Below are 15,979 nucleotides of genomic sequence, written 5' to 3'. Positions count from 1 at the left end.
TCACCTTGTTAAAAGTTTTACTGCCTGATCAAGTTGTGCATGACTGCCCAGCAAGACCAGCACATCTCCTGTATGTATTGTAAGATTTGCGGATAAACTTGTAACAGCCTTGCTGCCCCTGACAATGGCAATGATAGTTGTACCTGTCTTTTTCCTCAAATCCAGTTCAACCAGTGTCTTGCCTATTACCTGAGAATCTTCTGTTACAAGGAAAGTTGATGTTATGCTGGCTGCAAATAAGCTGGAAAGCTCCATAAGTCTTTCCTTTGGCAGAGACAGGTCCCTGAGCATTGCATACCCTTCATGCCTGATAAGGTCTATCTGGTTTTGTATGATATTTGTAGGAATATGATATTCACCTAAAACCCTGGCAAATATCTCAATAGATGTCTCAAATTCCTCTGATATTACCTGATTGGCGCCAAGTTTATAAAGCGCCTCAACCTCGCCTATGTATCTGGTTCTTGTTATAGCATATACAGAAGGGTTTATATCCTTTGCAGCCTTCAGCGCCATCCTTGTAGCAACAGGGTCTGAAACGGCAAACACAATAATCCTTGCCCTTTTAACGCCAGCCTTTTTTAAAATCTCAGGATGGCTTATATCGCCAAAAAGCGCCCTGTGTCCTTTTTTCTTGGCTTTGCTGATTCTATCTGCATTCATATCCAGAATGATATATTCTATTCCTGTTGCCTTTAATACGTTTGCTGTATTCCGTCCGTTCAGGCCGTAACCGGCGATAATCACATGGTTTGCAAGACCCTTTGGAGCGGACTCTGTAAAAGATATTCCCTTTGCCCCGAATATATGTGTAAGCCGCAGGGCAATCCTCTGACTCTTTTCAAACAGGAGCGGTATGGCAAGCATTGTCAGTATGGATGCGGCAATGAATGTCTGATACATCTCTTTTGAGAGAAGGCCGTATTCTTCGCCTGCTTTCATAAGAACAAAAGAAAACTCGCCTATATTGGAAAGACCTATGCCGACAATTATGGCAAGGCGCAATGGGTATCTAAGTATCTGGCCAATGCCTATAATAACCAATATCTTTAGTATGATAATTGCGCAGGCCATTGGAAAGATATACGGCAGATGGTACAGAAAATAATTAAATTCAAGAAGCATGCCTATGGATATAAAAAAGAGGCTGGAAAAAACATCCCTGAAAGGCAGCACCTCTGCCACTATCTGATGGCTGTATTCGGATTCCGATATTACAAGCCCGGCAATAAATGCGCCGATAGCCAGAGACAGACCAACCCTTGATGTAAGCCATGCGATCCCAAGACATAGGAATAAGGCTGTTATGATAAAGATCTCTCTATTCCGTAATTTTACAACCTGATATAGTATCCTCGGCACAAGGATATAGGCAGCCGTGAGGATTGCAGCCACAGCCAGGCCGGCTGTCAATATGCTTTTTGCGACAAGAAAAGCGGTTATGCCCTCAACCTTTCCAATATGCTGAAGCAAAATGACCATGGGAACAACGGCAATGTCCTGGACAATTACTATGCCCATACAAAGCCGGCCATGAGAGGAATCTATTTCACCTCTGTCGCTCAGAATCTTGAGTATTATAGCAGTGCTGCTCTGCGCTATTATAAATCCAAAAAGCATGGCCTGTGGTAAAGGCTCTTTAAATATCCCGGCAATAATAATTACAATGGCAGTTGTAAATATTATCTGAAGCCCGCCGCCGATAACAGCCTCCCTGCCTACATTTCTGAGTTTTGCAAAGGAAAGCTCAAGGCCGATGGTAAAAAGGAGCATAACAACGCCAATCTGGGCAAGGAGCTCTACAGTGCCTGCCTCGGTAATCAGCCCAAAACCATGCGGGCCGATAATGACGCCTGTAGCAAGAAAGCCGACAATTGTCGGCATGCCAAGACGGTGGAAAACAAAAATAATAGGGACAGACACGCCCATCAGTATTATAATGTCTCTGAGTAAAGGAAGGCTTTCCATAGAAAAAATAGTAACCTCCGCTGCGGCGTTATGTCAATCAATTTTCTCAAAATACATTTGCATTTTTGGGACAATTAAGGTAAAAGTCATGTCATATGAAAGATGAAATAATACTTCCTCTTCTGGAAGAGGCTGCGGAAAAACTCACCATAAAGGTCTCTTATGATGATTTAAGAAAAGGCGAGGTAAACACACCCGGCGGCTCCTTTGTGCTGAAGGGTGAAAGGCGCATTATTATCCACAAAAAACTCTATACCGGCGAAAAGGTTGATATTTTAATGGAACTTCTATCAGAGATGGATTTTGAAGGCATCCATCTGCCGGTGGAAATAAGAGAAAGGCTGGACAGGATAAAGGCAAAGAACAAAAACTCGTCCGTATCCGTTCAAGAACCAGATTCAGAAACCTCTTAAAAGAGCTATCGGCATGGGAAGGATAATAACCCTTTTAACAGACTTTGGAACAGAAGACGGCTATGCAGGCGCAATGAAAGGGGTTATCCTCTCCATAAATCCCGATGCAGTCATAGTTGACATATCTCACCAGATTTCTCCTCAGGACATCGCAGCAGGCGCGTTTGTTTTATCCCAGTCTGTGCCATTCTTTCCAAAAGGCACAATTCATATGGCAATAGTTGACCCAGGAGTCGGAGGAAAAAGAAGACCTATACTCATTGAAACAGACAGATATTTCTTTGTCGGCCCTGACAACGGCATCTTCAGCATTGCCCTGCAAAGAGAAAAGATTAAACGAAAGATACACCTTACGAACAAAGATTATTTTCTCGGTAATGTGAGAGCTACATTCCACGGAAGGGATATATTTTCTCCTGTTGCGGCATATTTATCACTTGGCATTGACCCCAGCATATTTGGGAAAAAGATAAAGATGCTGACGAGTTTAGATGTTAAAAAACCTGTTGCAAGATATGGAAAAATCACTGGCCGGATAATCCATATTGACAGATTTGGAAATCTCATTACAAATATAGATGAAGGGCTGCTGAAAAAGATTTTTAAGAATAAATCATTTGAGATTAGGGTTGGCAGTTGTATAATAAAGAAACTTGTTCCCTCATACGTCTATGCGAAACAGGGCGAACCCGTCGGTCTCATCGGCAGCAGCAATCTTCTGGAGATAGCAAAGAGGGATGGGGATGCAAGCAGGGAGTTGGGGGCTGAAAAAGGTGATGAGGTGGAGGTTAGATTGAGAGATAAAACCCTTTGAAGGATGGGAGAAGCCTTCGTCAAGTTCCGAACCATCTTGCGCAATTTATGGTCAAAAAGTGGTATAATCCATTCACCATTATAAAAGAGGAGGAAAGGCATGGAAACAGTAAAGCAGGAGGTCAACAACCTTCTTACCCGCTTACCGGACGATTGTTCATTGGAAGACGTCCAGTATCACCTGTATGTCCTTCAGAAGATTGAACGAGGACTTAAAGATGCCGCAGAGGGAAGAACTTACACACAGGAAGAGATTGAAAAGCGGATGGCAAAATGGCTCGGAAAGTAATCTGGTCTTACGAAGCTATAGATGACCTTAATGCCCTTGTCGAATACATAGCAAGGGATTCTTCTTTTTACGCCGCCGCATTCACACAGCAGATAATGGACATAAGCCGCTCGCTCAACGAGTTTTCTGAACGAGGACGTATTGTTCCAGAGCTTGGCGAACCGACTATCAGAGAACTCCTCATTAGAGAATATCGCCTCATTTATAGTATAGAACAATCCCGTGTTGTAATACTGGCTCTCGTTCATGGAGCAAGAGATTTGAAAGCCTTATGGGAAAAGGGGAATAGAGGTTGACCGTGTGCAAGTTCTTACACTGATTCATAGTAAACGAAGTTTTACAGGCAATTGGAATGATTTAAGAAAATATGAGGAGCTGTATTGAAATCCCCTTTTTCCAAAAAGATTGAACTCGTCTGCCCTGCAGGAAATCTACCCTCTTTAAAGGCGGCTATTGATAACGGCGCTGATGTGGTTTATACGGGCTTTAACGATGCCACTAATGCTCGCAATTTTGAAGGACTAAACTTTACCCTTGATGAATTGAGAGAGGGCATTGATTACGCCCATGCAAAGGGTAAGAAGGTCTATCTTGCTGTAAACACATTTCCGCAGATGGATACCTATCATCAGTGGTATAGATCTGTGGACAATGCGGTCAAACTCAATAGCGATGCCATCATCCTTGCAAACCTTGGTATTCTTAAATACGCAAGGGATAAATATCCTGATATAAATATTCATTTAAGTGTTCAGGCAAGCTCATCCAATTATGAATCTATAAATTTTTATAAGAAGCACTTCGGCATTAAAAGGCTGGTCCTGCCGAGGGTTCTTACAGTAGAGGAGATGAAGGATTTAAGAGGCAATACCGATGTGGAATTGGAGGTATTCGCCCTTGGTGGACTCTGCATAAACATAGAAGGGAGGTGCTATCTCTCCAGTTTTGTTACAGGCGCATCCACTAATACAGAGGGCGCATGTTCGCCGTCAAGGTTTGTAAGATTCATAAACGAGGGCGGAAAGCTCAGGATTACCTTGAATGATATTGTTTTAAACGAGCTTGGCCCGGGAGAGACATCGCCTTATCCCACTTGTTGTAAAGGCCGGTATATCAATGAGCGCGGCGAATATGTCTACGCATTTGAAGGACCGGAGTCGCTGAATGTCCTTGAACTCATCCCAAGGCTTGCAGCTGCAGGTGTGGACGCCCTCAAGATTGAAGGCAGGCAGAGGACAAAGGCATATGTGGCCGGCATGACAAGGGTTTTGCGCGAGGCAGTGGACTCCTATTATGCAAACCCCGCTAATTTTAAGGTAAAACAAGACTGGCTTGAAAAGACAAATTCCACTTTTGAGGGAAGCAAGCCAACGTTGGGATGTTATTTGGAGAAGTAGAATAGGCTACAAATCAGATATTAAAAATTTATAAATGCCCATCAGTAGAAAACATTCAATTCTTATTTTTGTAATGTTGTTACTCGCAGGGTGCGCATCCGCTCCGCCGCAGGGTTATTATACAAAGCAAGGAACTAAAAGGGCTTATCAAATTGACGGCAAATGGTATCAGCCGGTTGATTCATCAAATGGATATGAAGAGGAGGGGATTGCGTCGTGGTATGGTAAGGATTTTCACGGCAAAAAAACCTCCAATGGAGAAACCTATAACATGTATGCCATGACCGCTGCCCACAAAACCCTTCCCATAGGCACTTATGTAAAAGTCACAAGACTTGATAACGGTAAAGAGACAATTGTAAGGATCAATGACAGAGGGCCTTTTGTAAAAGGGAGAATTATAGACCTTTCTTATAAGGCCGCCTCTGAGTTAGGCATTGCAGACAGCGGCACTGCTAAAGTGGAGATAACTGCCCTGGGAGACACTGTTGGCGATAAACTGGTAACAAGGGACTATCAGAAAGGGAACTTCCTGGTACAGGTGGGCGCATTCACTGTAAAGTCAAATGCAACGAGGTTAAGGGACAACCTGCTTTTGCGATATAATAATGTTTCAATAACTACATACGATAGGGGCGATACGGTTTTTTACAGAGTTAGGGTTGGCGGCGCAACCAGTTTAAAGGAAGCTGAAAAGCTTAAAGGCAGGATAGAAACAGAGGGAGTGGAGTCTCCGTTTGTGGTTGCGGATTAAAGATGGCGGAAATTAAAAAGGATAGAGTTTGCAGGCATAAAACTTGGAAATTTAAAGCCCGCAGAATACAGGTTGTTGACAAAAAAAGAGGTTGAAGGACTCTATAAAGTAACAGAGGGTCAAAGTGTCAATAGAAGGATAATTAGGATAATTTCTGTCAGGTAAAATTTACCCCCACTGCCTCGCCTTCACATGGTCAGGCGTATATTCCGGTAAAATCATGGGACCGATGACAGGCTCTTTCACACCAGCAGCCTTTAATTCCTTCTCAAACTTTTCCACATGCTCCAGCGTCAGTTTGATTCCTGACTTCTGACCCTTGACTGTTTTTAAATATTCTGCTGCATTCATCCCGGCCCTTCTTCCGAACACAAGAATATCAAGGAGTGAATTTCCCATAAGCCTGTTCCTTCCATGCACACCGCCTGTAACCTCTCCGGCAGCATAAAGCCCGGGGAGTGTTGTGCCTGCATTGTCGTTTATCATAATACCGCCGTTCTGGTAGTGGAGGGTTGGATAGACCAGCATCGGTTCTTTGCTTATATCAATGCCGTATCTCTTAAACTGTATATATTTTGCAGGCAGCTCCTTCCTTACCGTGCCTTCGCCGTGAAGCGCCTCTATCATGGGCGAATCAAGCCATACTCCCATCCTCCCGACAGGGGTTGTTATCCCCTTTCCCTTTTCAAGACACTCCTTAATTATGCACGATGATTCAATATCCCTCGGCTCCAGCGGGAAGCAGAATTCCTCGCCGTTAATATTTATAAGCTGGGAGCCAAGCCCCCTGACCTTTTCCGTGATAAGAAGCCCGATATTCTGTTCAGGATAGACCACGCCTGTCGGATGATACTGGGTTGAATCCAGGTCCTTCATCTTGACCCCTGCCCTGTAAACCATGACAATACCGTCTGCTGTTGCGCCGTAGTGGTTTGTGGTGGGGAAGCCCTGTATGTGCAGCCTTCCGAAACCGCCTGTGGCCATAACAACTGCCTTTGCCTTTACAATATAATATTCCTTTGTCTCGAGATTATATAAAACAGCGCCGCTGCACCTCCCGTCTGCATTTAAAATCAGTTCAACAGCAGGAGAAAATTCCAGAACCTTTATATCTTCAGAACGGTTTCTTGCCTCGTCCCTTAAAACCCTCATTATCTCAGCGCCGGTCATATCTCCTGCCGAGTGCATCCTTTTCCTGCATGTGCCGCCGCCGTGCCTTACCAGCATCCTTCCGTCATGGTGTTTGTCGAACATCAGGCCGAGCGATTCAAGCCAGTGTATTACAAGCGGGGCATCGTTTGTAAGCCCTGCTACAAGGTCGGGCTGGTTGCTGAAATGCCCCCCGCCCACAACATCAAGATAATGGTAATACGGCGAATCACATTCCTGGTCAGCCCCCTGAATCCCGCCCTCTGCCATAACCGTATTTGAATCACCATGCCGAAGTTTTGTTGCCACGATAACCTTGCAGCCGTTTTCCTGCGCCATCAATGCCGCTGCTGTGCCTGCGCCGCCTGCGCCTATCACAAGCACATCTGTTTCGTAATCTATTTTTGCAAGGTCTATATTTTTGGGATTTATCCTGCTTTTGGATTCCAGAAGATTTACAACCTCTTCAGGGAAGGTCTCTCCCTTATTAGGCCCTGCCTTTACAGCCCTTCTCCCATCGGGTTTATAATCAGGGTGATATTTGCTGAGCCACTCTTTACGCTGATCCATTGTCATGGCCGGAAAGTGCTGGTTCTTTCTTGCCCTCTCAACCCGCTGCAGCCTCGTTGCCTCAACATTTTTTATAAGCTCTTTTAATTCTGGTGTATAACCGCTCATAGGTTCCTCCTTACTTGCTCAACTTTATGAAAAGATTTTCTGACTCTTTAACAAACTCTTTTGCCTCTTTTAACTGCTCTTCTGCTTCCTCTTTGCCAAATTCCACATAGTCCTCGTAATCCGCCCTTTCTCTTTTTGCCTTGGCACTGGTAATAATTTGATAAACTTCTCTTGCCAGCAAACCGGATTTAATAAAATGCTCATTGAACAAGGCTACAACGCCGGAGTGTCTCTTGCTGTCCAGCCCTTTTAATGCCAATAGCACTCTGGCGGCTGTAAATATAGCATAATACGAACGGCCTATTGAGTCCGCAAAACTTCCGGCTGCAAGCAAAGCCTCCGCTGAAGATAATCTCTCTTTTGCCTTTCCAATCCTATAAGCAGCAAGGTCTATTTGATGCTTTTCAGGCAAGGGATACCCCTTCTTTTTCGACCTCCTGTATAAACAGGGTTCTGAAGTATTTATTTCTTTCGTGTTCCCGATGAGTATAGATAACAGGCGATATATTGCAGTCAAGTTCCATATTGACATCAGCGGCAATCTTGCTTATTTTATCTTGCGTATGCCAGTCACCAGAGTCTATTACAAGCAAGATATCAATATCAGATTCCTTATCAAAATCACCCCTGACCTTTGAACCAAAGATACGAATATCTATAAGAGATTGCCCCATCAGTTGCCTTGCCCTTTCAACAAACCGATGTATCCCCTGTCTTTCTCTATCATTCAGATATTTTTCATAATCATGCATAAAGACTCAGCTGGTCATTTAGATGCTTTTGGTAAGCATTGTCCACCAACAAACTTTCTTAACCTTTCCAAATCCTAACCGCTATCAACAAAATCCAACCTATAAAAAATAGCAAAGACAATAGTATCATGTTGTAACTCACAGAAGGCTTATTTAGAACCTGTTTGTCAAGCCATTTTCGGAAGCACCCTTTGTTGCTTTGACTATTAGTAAGACTCTCCTCAACATCTTTTTGAATTGTTTTCCAGTCTGCAGCAAAAAAATCCAAGTTCGGTGCAACTTTTTTTTCCAAAATGTATAACCTATGTTCCCAACGGGACTGCCAATATTTGCTGCCCAAGTTTACGCGATACCATAAAAAAGAGACAAACAATCCGAAAACTGCAAGCAAAAAGGCAAATTCTTGCTTTTGAAGATTGAAGAAACCTAATGCAAGTGCCGAGTTTAAAACCAAGAAATAATTGGAACGTTGCCAGAACAGGGATATTTCAAAATTTCGCGTATCAAGGGCAACTTTGTAAATATCCTTATTTCCCAAGGGTTGTTCTTTCAATTTTTCGGTGTCTGACTCTGCCATGTTCCTAATTAAGAGATCCTTGTTTATAGATGCGAAGTATCCTTTGGCATCCACTTTCCCGGCTCTGCCATATCCGGTTCTCTTTCCCTTTCCGTATACAGTTTCTTGAGTTCATCAGCGCTTTTCTTTGTAAGCTCATCCAGCATCTTGAGATACTTTCCGCTCTTTACCGCTTCAACACGTTTCTTCAGATGCTCTGCTGTTGGCAGGATATATTTGCCATATATCCTCCTGACAAACATAGCGGCAGTAAACTGTGATATCTGCGCAGGACACCTTGACGCGCAAAGCCCGCACAGAACGCAGTCAAAACTCTTTATTGCGGCGCCCTTCAAATCGCCGCGTTTCATAAGCGCAATGTAGTCCATGACATCAATATCCATGGGGCATGTCCTTGTGCATGTGCCGCAGCCGACGCACTTGAAGACTTCAGGATACAGCCTTCTGAGCTCCTCATGCGGGTTGCCTTCCATCTTTTCAAGGTCATAGTCCGGCCTGTTTGATGGGAAAAATGGAAGCTGGGTAATAACCATATTCGGCTGGGCAACTGTCTGGCACGCAAGCCCTGTCTTTAATTTATAATCACCGAGGAATCTGTAAAAAGTACCGCATGCGCCGCATATCCCTCCCCTGCACCCGCATCCGCGCATATACTGATAACCCGCGTATTCCGTTGCCTTCATAATAGTCAGGGTTTCAGGCACCATATACTCACGGCCCATTATGTAAATCGGTATCATCTTTGCGCCTTCAGGCGGTATGGTCTTATCGCCTGTGGCGAGGGGTTTTATGCGTTTTTTATGTGTATCCATAAGGACTCCTTTTAAAAGTCATTGTACATTTTTTTAACTTCCGCCGCCGTATAAACCGGCCCTTCCTTGCATATATAAATGTCTCCAACATTGCATCTTCCGCATTTTCCAACGCCGCACTTCATCTTGTTCTCAAGTGTTGTATAAACCTGCTCATCAGAGAAACCGAGTTTATTCAATGCCTGTAATACAAATTTTATCATAATCGGCGGGCCGCATGTTATTGCAATTGCATTGTTTGCAGAAGGCGCTGCCTGCTCCAACACAGTGGGAACAAAACCGACCTTGCCTTTCCAATCAGGTGTTTCACCGCCAGGGTCAACTGCCTGAACAAGTTTTATATCAGACATTTTTTCCCATTCTGCAAGTTCATTTTTATAAACAAGGTCTGCCACTGTCTTTGCGCCGTAGACAATTGTTATATCCCCGAAATCTTTTCGTCTGTCAATACAGTTCCATATAACAGAGCGAACAGGCGGAAGTCCTATGCCGCCTGCAATAAGCACAATATTCTTCCCCTTCCACTCATCTATCGGAAACCAGTTGCCGTAAGGCCCGCGAAAGCCCATAGTATCGCCGATGCCAAGGTCGGATAATGCGCCGGTAACCCTGCCGCCTCTTCTGAATGTGCACTGGATATAACCTTTGCGCGTAGGAGAAGATGCTATGCAGAATGTTGACTCGCCGGCGCCAAAGGCAGAGTAGAGGCCGAACTGGCCTGCCTTAAAGTCAAAGGCATCCCGCACTTTTTCATCCTTGAAAACAAGTTTATATGTCCTGACATCAGGCGCCTCTTCGTAGATGTCCTCAATTGTTGCGAGATATGGTAAGTAAATGTTGTTCATGTCGCTTCGCTCCATTGCAAAATGAAGACTGAAAAGTGCAAATTGTAAATTTGAAGTTTCTTTTAACTTTGCATTTTCCAATTTGCAATCTTCAATTTACAATTTTGTTACCTCCTCCATAACCTCTGTTATATCCAGCCTTACTGGACATACACGAATACACCTTCCACACCCAACGCAACCGCGGGATGAAAATTTGTTCGGATAAAAATTGAACTTGCACATAAACCGGTTGCGCCATCTTTTATACTGCGTGTCTCTCGGATTGTGTCCGCTTGTGTGAAGAGTGAAAAATTCAAACTGGCACGCATCCCAGTTCTTTATCCTTTTTCCCTCAAATGCGCTCCCCTCATCCACAATGTCAAAGCAGTGGCATGTGGGACAGGCAAAGGTGCATGCGCCGCAGCCTATACATTTTCTTGATAGTTCAGCCCAAATTGGATTTTCATAATGTTTTGTGTCTTTGAGATATTCCTTAATTTTTTTTACATCAATGCCTGCTATGGGTTTTACATCGGCAATTGGCTTGTGGCTTACGGCTGAAGGCTGAGGGCTGAAGATATTTTCAAACCTTTTTATAAATGCCTTGCCCTTTTCTGTGATTGTCTCTGCTGTATAATCTCCAGATACCGTTTCTTTTAATAATATATCGCTTCCGTTTGGGCTATCAGGCGTAAGATTGACGGTTGTGCAAAAGCAACTGTCATCGGCCTTTGTGCAGGCTACGGTTATGACAATTGCCTTGTCTTCTCGCCTGTTGTAAAACTCATCCTTAAAATCCCAATTGAACACCGACCTTAAAGATGAACAGCATATTGCATCGCAAGGCCGCGAACCAAAGATTATTATTTCCTTTGGCTCTATTTCAATACCCTTTAAAACTACGCCTTCCTTGTTTATATTGAACTCGGCAATCGGCTCTGTCTGCGGAAACAGAAACTTTTTAAAAGAATTTACCGGAACAATATAGTCAAAAACTATCTCTTCCGCATTTATAACAGGGGCATACACCACCTGTCGTGCATCCAGTTTAGGTGCAACAAAGGCACTGCCTTCCTTGTTCAAGGCCTCGATCAATTTGCCGATGTTTTCTTTTTTGAGAAATTTGTTTGCCATAGCTACTTTATAAAGTCCTCTTCATCCTCCATATTAAACACAATCATCGGCGGATGCACCTTTTCATCATATCCTGCCTTATGCCCAAAGGCATCTTTTACAACAAGCGTAAGTTTCTGATTCACAAGATTAAGCGGGATATTCACCGGACATGCCCTTTCACACTCGCCGCAAAATGTGCATCTTCCTGCCAGATCCATTGCCCTCTTGAGATTCCATGCAAGGTTGCCTCTTGGATGCGCCGAAGTCTCAATCCACTGCGGCATATTCTTTTCAGCGATGCACCTCTCGCAGTAACATAGCGGGCATATCTGCCTGCACGCATAACACTTTATGCACCGGTTAAAATGCTCTATCCAGAAATTCCATCGCTCTGCGCCAGATTTTTTATCCAGCTCTTTTATCTTGTCAAATACCATGCCTGTTGGCGTATCCGGCGGTGTAAAATTGACCTTTTCACCGATTGTAAAATCCACAATATGCGGATTCCTCACATCACAGTTATGACATTTTGTCGGCATTATTTCTGTGGGGACAAATTTAAAATCTGTCCCCAGTTTCCAAAGTTCCTGCTTATACACAACACCATTGCAGGTCATGCCAAGTATTACCACATCTTCTCTCTTAATCTGGCTCTCTGAGATAAGCACAGCAATTGTTTTTATATCACACCCTTTTGCAACAATCGCAGGCTTGCCCAAAGCCTTGATGTCTGCAAACTTCTTTGTCAGATAAAGAGAAAGATTGTTGACGCAAAGAGGATTGAAAACAAGTTTGTCTGTATCCTCAGGCTTTGTGATGAAAACCGGGGTTATCCTCGTCTTCCGCTTATTCCAACCATAGCCGATGACAACCCTTACCTCTCCTTTTTCAAGGAGCTCTTTTGCTTTTTGTCGTAATTGGTTTTCCATCTGTCTTTAACCTAACACCTTTGACCTTTCACCTAAATTTTTATACTCTACAAACGGCCCTAATTTTTTCACCTCATCTGTTATATTATTTACCAAATCCACCCACTTGATAGCCTCGGATGCTGAGACCCATGAGAAGTGGAGCCGTTTCATATCTATGCCGGTAAATTCCAAAAGACTCTTAAATGCAATCCATCTGCGCCGCGCATGATAGTTGCCTGTTGTATAGTGGCAGTCTCCCGGATGACAGCCTGAAACCAAAACACCATCAGCGCCTTTTTCAAATGCCTTTATGATAAAAAGCGGGTCAATGCGTCCTGTGCATGGGAGTTTGATAATCCTCACATTTGGCTTATACTCCATCCTGCTCGTGCCTGCCAAATCAGCGCCTGCATAAGTGCACCAGTTGCAGACAAAGGCAACTATCTGGGGCTCAAAACCGCCTGTTTGTTCATGTTGTGTTTGTGATGACATTTGTTTATCCTTAAACCTTTCACCCTGCTTGCTAAAAACCTATCCTTTTCTTTGACTTCTCCGGCAGCTCTAATAATTGTTTTATAGCATCAAAAACAATTTTAAACTGGTAGTCGTATTTCTTTTCCATTTCCTCTACTTTTTGTTTTAATTCTTTATGTGTTAAAAGCATTTCCCTGATTTTTGTAAATGTTCTCATAATCTGGATATTAACTTGCATCGCCCTTTCGCTATTCAAAACGCTTGAAAGCATGGCAACGCCGTTTTCTGTAAAAACATATGGCAATTTCCTGGTGCCTCCCCAACTTGATGTGCCAAAATGGCACTTCAAGTTTGTAAACTCCTCTCCTGTAAGATGGAACATAAAATCATCGGGAAATCTTTTGATATTCCTCCGAACCTGACGGGTTAATTGTGATGTTTTTACCCCATAAAGACTTGCCAACTCTCTATCAATCATTACCTTCCTGCCTCTAATGAAGAATATCTTATTTTCTATTATTTCCTGTGGGATTATATTTGTCGTATTTTCTCTTTGCTTCAAGTTAACCTGCCTTGTTTTGCCCGCAACTTCAAATCAGTCTGCTAATAATCTGCAAAGTCGCGCCAATATTCAGCCCCAAAAACGCACCATCAAAAATCATATTCACCGCGCCGTGCAGTCCTGATAATGCAAAGAGATAAACCATAACATAAGTGACTGCGCCGCCTGAAAACACCCCTAAAATCTCACCCAATCTTTTCCCTTTATATAAAAGAGCCGCTGTCAAAAAATATAACGGAATAAAAACCATATCCGGCCAGATGAGCGCATTATATGCCTCTTCAGGAAATGCCTCCGGTCTCTTCCATTTGCTAAGTAAAACCATAGTAACGGCATATGCCTGAAAAATTCCCCAAAAAGCAAACCAGATTATTGCGAACCAAGGTTTCCTCATCCAACCCCTCACCCTAACCCTCTCCCGCAAGGGGAGAGGGAATTCGGATTTTTCAGCATGAACACCTAAAACGCCGCCAACGCCGCATAAACCTGCTCATCCGTATAACCGCGAAGGTCAATGGCCTTGCTCCTGCATGCGCAAACACATACACCGCAGCCCTGGCAAACACCTTCATTTACCTTAGCAAGCCACCTGATTATCTCGCCCTTTCTGTTCTTTATGTTATCTTTTTCTATTGCCGAATATGGACATGCAACAACACAGTCCCAGCACGCATTGCATGTTACTTTGTTGACATTTGCAGTTATAGGTTCTCTTGCCATCTGGTCGTTGGAAAAGAGCGCCAGAACCTTGCTTGCGGCAGCGCTTCCCATTGTTACAGAATCTGGTATATCCATAGGTCCCATACATGTGCCTGCCAGATAAATCCCTGCTGTCACAGTCTCAACTGGTTTTAACTTTGGATGATATTCATTGTAAAATTTATGTTTGTCATAGCCTATGCCGAGTTTCTGCGCCACTGTGTCTGCGCCTGTCCTTGATACAATTGCTGTTGCCAACACAACCATATCAGCCTCAATCTCCACCTGATTGCCTGAAAGTGTATCCGCGCCCTGCACAATCACCTTTCCGTCTTTTTCATAGACCCTTGAAACACGGCCTCTTAAATACATAGCGCCGTCATGCTCAATCGCCCTCCTGACAAATTCTTCATACCTTTTTCCGCCCGCCCTTATGTCCATGTAAAACACATATGACTGGCCATCATGCACCTTGTGCTTATAAAGCATTGTGTGTTTTGCAGTATACATGCAGCATATCTTTGAGCAGTAAGCGACGCCTTTTGCCTCATCCCTTGAACCAACGCACTGGATAAACACAACATTCTTTGGCGTTTTGCCGTCTGACGGCCTTCTGATTTCTCCGCCTGTGGGCCCTGATGCGGACGCAAGCCTTTCAAACTGAAGCCCGCTTATAACATCCTTGATCTTTCCATAACCGTATTCGCCGAATCTTTCATTCGGCATTAACTCATATCCTGTTGCAACAATAATTGCGCCGATCTCTTCTGTAATAACGGTATCCTGCTGTTTATAGTCAATCGCCTTTGGTCCGCAAACAAGGGCGCATGCCCCGCACTTGTCTTTTTGTATCTTCGGGCAGTTCTGCGCATCTATGACAGGGATGTTTGGAACTGCCTGTGGAAATGGCGTGTAAACCACCTTTCTCTGTGCCATGCCCATCTCAAATTCACTCTTTGCCTTGAACGGACATTTTTCAATACAGAGTCCGCACCCGTTGCATAAATCCTCATTTACATACCTTGCCTTTTTCCTTATCTGGACAGTAAAGTTGCCTATATAACCGTCAACCTTTTCAACCGCGCTCCATGTCATAATCTTTATATTCTCATGAAGCGACGCCTCAACCATCTTCGGCGTCATGATGCACTGGGAGCAGTCCATTGTAGGGAATGTCTCTGATAGTTTCGCCATATTGCCGCCAATTGACGGCTCTCTTTCAACAAGAATCACCTGCCTGCCGCCCTCTGCAATATCAAGCGCCGCTTGAATGCCTGCAATGCCGCCGCCGATGACCAGCGCCTTCTTTTTTATAGGTATCTTTATTTTTGAAAGGTTTTTGCTTTTCTTGAGCCTCTCAATGGTCATTCTGGTTAAGTCTATGCTCTTGAGTGTGCCTGCTGCCTTTGTCGCATCATGGTGCACCCATGAGCACTGTTCGCGGATATTTGTTATCTCGCACTTGTACGGATTTAATCCTGCAGACTCACATGCTTTTCTGAATGTCTTCTCGTGCATGTGCGGAGAACATGCGGACACGATAACACCGTCAAGCTTATGCTTCTTTACAATCTCTTTTAGATTTTCCTGTCCAGGCGCAGAACACATAAACTTATAATCACCGGCGTAAACTACACCCGGTAGTTTAGCCATCTCATCTGCGACCTTTTTGGTGTCAACAGTGGATGCTATGTTTGTCCCGCACTGGCAGACGAATACGCCTATACGCGGCATAAAAGACTCCCTTTTACCATAAACGCAATAAATAGCTTTATACTGCGTTGTACT

The 15,979-nt window shown here is 43.8% G+C and carries 19 protein-coding genes; 6 read left to right on the top strand and 13 right to left on the bottom strand.

The window, feature by feature from the left end; genetic code table 11:
- The gene (locus Q8P28_04045; GenBank protein ID MDP2681966.1) at positions 1 to 1,968 is read right to left on the bottom strand and encodes a cation:proton antiporter; all 1,968 of its coding nucleotides are present in this window, start codon (positions 1,966 to 1,968) and stop codon (positions 1 to 3) included.
- A gap of 95 nt (positions 1,969 to 2,063) precedes the next feature.
- Here Q8P28_04045 and Q8P28_04040 point away from each other — a divergent pair, with 95 nt between their 5' ends.
- The 6 genes from Q8P28_04040 (at position 2,064) to Q8P28_04015 (ending at position 5,634) form a co-directional block, all read left to right on the top strand.
- Positions 2,064 to 2,381, top strand: coding sequence for a hypothetical protein (locus tag Q8P28_04040; GenBank protein MDP2681965.1), 318 nt, complete (start codon positions 2,064 to 2,066; stop codon positions 2,379 to 2,381).
- A gap of 13 nt (positions 2,382 to 2,394) precedes the next feature.
- Positions 2,395 to 3,195, top strand: coding sequence for an SAM-dependent chlorinase/fluorinase (locus tag Q8P28_04035; protein MDP2681964.1), 801 nt, complete (start codon positions 2,395 to 2,397; stop codon positions 3,193 to 3,195).
- A gap of 99 nt (positions 3,196 to 3,294) precedes the next feature.
- Positions 3,295 to 3,483 carry a hypothetical protein gene (locus tag Q8P28_04030; GenBank protein ID MDP2681963.1) on the top strand — a complete coding sequence of 63 codons (189 nt, stop codon included), beginning with the start codon at positions 3,295 to 3,297 and terminating at the stop codon, positions 3,481 to 3,483.
- Entirely contained in the window at positions 3,468 to 3,779 is a 312-nt protein-coding gene (locus tag Q8P28_04025) for a type II toxin-antitoxin system RelE/ParE family toxin (GenBank protein ID MDP2681962.1), read from the top strand. Before Q8P28_04030 ends, Q8P28_04025 begins: the two co-directional genes overlap by 16 nt.
- 84 nt (positions 3,780 to 3,863) lie before the next feature.
- Positions 3,864 to 4,880 (top strand): peptidase U32 family protein, encoded by a 1,017-nt coding sequence (locus Q8P28_04020; protein MDP2681961.1) that lies wholly within the window; start codon positions 3,864 to 3,866, stop codon positions 4,878 to 4,880.
- Between the two features lie 73 nt (positions 4,881 to 4,953).
- Positions 4,954 to 5,634 carry a septal ring lytic transglycosylase RlpA family protein gene (locus Q8P28_04015; GenBank protein MDP2681960.1) on the top strand — a complete coding sequence of 227 codons (681 nt, stop codon included), beginning with the start codon at positions 4,954 to 4,956 and terminating at the stop codon, positions 5,632 to 5,634.
- Positions 5,635 to 5,802: 168 nt separating this feature from the next.
- Here the strand turns inward: Q8P28_04015 and Q8P28_04010 are convergent, their stop codons facing one another.
- The 12 genes from Q8P28_04010 to Q8P28_03955 form a co-directional block, all read right to left on the bottom strand.
- On the bottom strand, positions 5,803 to 7,461 hold the full coding sequence (locus Q8P28_04010; GenBank protein ID MDP2681959.1) for an FAD-binding protein: 1,659 nt from the start codon (positions 7,459 to 7,461) through the stop codon (positions 5,803 to 5,805).
- Positions 7,462 to 7,471: 10 nt separating this feature from the next.
- Positions 7,472 to 7,873 carry a HEPN domain-containing protein gene (locus Q8P28_04005; GenBank protein ID MDP2681958.1) on the bottom strand — a complete coding sequence of 134 codons (402 nt, stop codon included), beginning with the start codon at positions 7,871 to 7,873 and terminating at the stop codon, positions 7,472 to 7,474.
- Entirely contained in the window at positions 7,866 to 8,213 is a 348-nt protein-coding gene (locus Q8P28_04000) for a nucleotidyltransferase domain-containing protein (GenBank protein MDP2681957.1), read from the bottom strand. Before Q8P28_04000 ends, Q8P28_04005 begins: the two co-directional genes overlap by 8 nt.
- Before the next feature lie 58 nt (positions 8,214 to 8,271).
- Complete coding sequence (locus Q8P28_03995; protein ID MDP2681956.1) at positions 8,272 to 8,790, bottom strand: hypothetical protein; 519 nt, start codon at positions 8,788 to 8,790, stop codon at positions 8,272 to 8,274.
- Positions 8,791 to 8,813: 23 nt separating this feature from the next.
- Positions 8,814 to 9,602 (bottom strand): (Fe-S)-binding protein, encoded by a 789-nt coding sequence (locus tag Q8P28_03990; protein ID MDP2681955.1) that lies wholly within the window; start codon positions 9,600 to 9,602, stop codon positions 8,814 to 8,816.
- Between the two features lie 11 nt (positions 9,603 to 9,613).
- Positions 9,614 to 10,447, bottom strand: a complete 834-nt coding sequence (locus Q8P28_03985; protein MDP2681954.1) for an FAD/NAD(P)-binding protein — start codon at positions 10,445 to 10,447, stop codon at positions 9,614 to 9,616.
- A gap of 96 nt (positions 10,448 to 10,543) precedes the next feature.
- Positions 10,544 to 11,563, bottom strand: a complete 1,020-nt coding sequence (locus Q8P28_03980) for a 4Fe-4S dicluster domain-containing protein (GenBank protein MDP2681953.1) — start codon at positions 11,561 to 11,563, stop codon at positions 10,544 to 10,546.
- Between the two features lie 2 nt (positions 11,564 to 11,565).
- On the bottom strand, positions 11,566 to 12,474 hold the full coding sequence (locus Q8P28_03975; protein MDP2681952.1) for a 4Fe-4S dicluster domain-containing protein: 909 nt from the start codon (positions 12,472 to 12,474) through the stop codon (positions 11,566 to 11,568).
- Between the two features lie 6 nt (positions 12,475 to 12,480).
- Positions 12,481 to 12,948, bottom strand: a complete 468-nt coding sequence (locus tag Q8P28_03970) for a hydrogenase iron-sulfur subunit (GenBank protein ID MDP2681951.1) — start codon at positions 12,946 to 12,948, stop codon at positions 12,481 to 12,483.
- Positions 12,949 to 12,979: 31 nt separating this feature from the next.
- Positions 12,980 to 13,492, bottom strand: a complete 513-nt coding sequence (locus Q8P28_03965) for an ORF6N domain-containing protein (protein ID MDP2681950.1) — start codon at positions 13,490 to 13,492, stop codon at positions 12,980 to 12,982.
- A 28-nt stretch (positions 13,493 to 13,520) separates the two neighbouring features.
- Complete coding sequence (locus Q8P28_03960) at positions 13,521 to 13,817, bottom strand: hypothetical protein (GenBank protein MDP2681949.1); 297 nt, start codon at positions 13,815 to 13,817, stop codon at positions 13,521 to 13,523.
- Positions 13,818 to 13,951: 134 nt separating this feature from the next.
- Positions 13,952 to 15,925, bottom strand: coding sequence for a CoB--CoM heterodisulfide reductase iron-sulfur subunit A family protein (locus Q8P28_03955; GenBank protein ID MDP2681948.1), 1,974 nt, complete (start codon positions 15,923 to 15,925; stop codon positions 13,952 to 13,954).
- Between the last annotated feature and the right edge of the window lie 54 nt (positions 15,926 to 15,979).

The organism is Deltaproteobacteria bacterium (genome assembly GCA_030690165.1).
Classification (GTDB): domain Bacteria; phylum Desulfobacterota; class GWC2-55-46; order UBA9637; family UBA9637; genus JACRNJ01.
This window is presented reverse-complemented; position numbering and strand designations above follow the sequence as displayed.

What these genes read in the sequence shown, in the direction of transcription:
- Q8P28_04035 (MDP2681964.1), top strand. Translation starts at nt 2,395, where the DNA reads ATGGGAAGGATAATAACCCTTTTAACAGACTTTGGAACAGAAGACGGC.
- Q8P28_03955 (MDP2681948.1), bottom strand. Translation starts at nt 15,925, where the DNA reads ATGCCGCGTATAGGCGTATTCGTCTGCCAGTGCGGGACAAACATAGCA.
- Q8P28_04015 (MDP2681960.1), top strand. Translation starts at nt 4,954, where the DNA reads ATGTTGTTACTCGCAGGGTGCGCATCCGCTCCGCCGCAGGGTTATTAT.
- Q8P28_03975 (MDP2681952.1), bottom strand. Translation starts at nt 12,474, where the DNA reads ATGGAAAACCAATTACGACAAAAAGCAAAAGAGCTCCTTGAAAAAGGA.
- Q8P28_04010 (MDP2681959.1), bottom strand. Translation starts at nt 7,461, where the DNA reads ATGAGCGGTTATACACCAGAATTAAAAGAGCTTATAAAAAATGTTGAG.
- Q8P28_03960 (MDP2681949.1), bottom strand. Translation starts at nt 13,817, where the DNA reads ATGGTTTTACTTAGCAAATGGAAGAGACCGGAGGCATTTCCTGAAGAG.
- Q8P28_03995 (MDP2681956.1), bottom strand. Translation starts at nt 8,790, where the DNA reads ATGGCAGAGTCAGACACCGAAAAATTGAAAGAACAACCCTTGGGAAAT.
- Q8P28_04040 (MDP2681965.1), top strand. Translation starts at nt 2,064, where the DNA reads ATGAAAGATGAAATAATACTTCCTCTTCTGGAAGAGGCTGCGGAAAAA.
- Q8P28_04025 (MDP2681962.1), top strand. Translation starts at nt 3,468, where the DNA reads ATGGCTCGGAAAGTAATCTGGTCTTACGAAGCTATAGATGACCTTAAT.
- Q8P28_03985 (MDP2681954.1), bottom strand. Translation starts at nt 10,447, where the DNA reads ATGAACAACATTTACTTACCATATCTCGCAACAATTGAGGACATCTAC.
- Q8P28_03980 (MDP2681953.1), bottom strand. Translation starts at nt 11,563, where the DNA reads ATGGCAAACAAATTTCTCAAAAAAGAAAACATCGGCAAATTGATCGAG.
- Q8P28_04030 (MDP2681963.1), top strand. Translation starts at nt 3,295, where the DNA reads ATGGAAACAGTAAAGCAGGAGGTCAACAACCTTCTTACCCGCTTACCG.
- Q8P28_04000 (MDP2681957.1), bottom strand. Translation starts at nt 8,213, where the DNA reads ATGCATGATTATGAAAAATATCTGAATGATAGAGAAAGACAGGGGATA.
- Q8P28_03970 (MDP2681951.1), bottom strand. Translation starts at nt 12,948, where the DNA reads ATGTCATCACAAACACAACATGAACAAACAGGCGGTTTTGAGCCCCAG.
- Q8P28_04045 (MDP2681966.1), bottom strand. Translation starts at nt 1,968, where the DNA reads ATGGAAAGCCTTCCTTTACTCAGAGACATTATAATACTGATGGGCGTG.
- Q8P28_03990 (MDP2681955.1), bottom strand. Translation starts at nt 9,602, where the DNA reads ATGGATACACATAAAAAACGCATAAAACCCCTCGCCACAGGCGATAAG.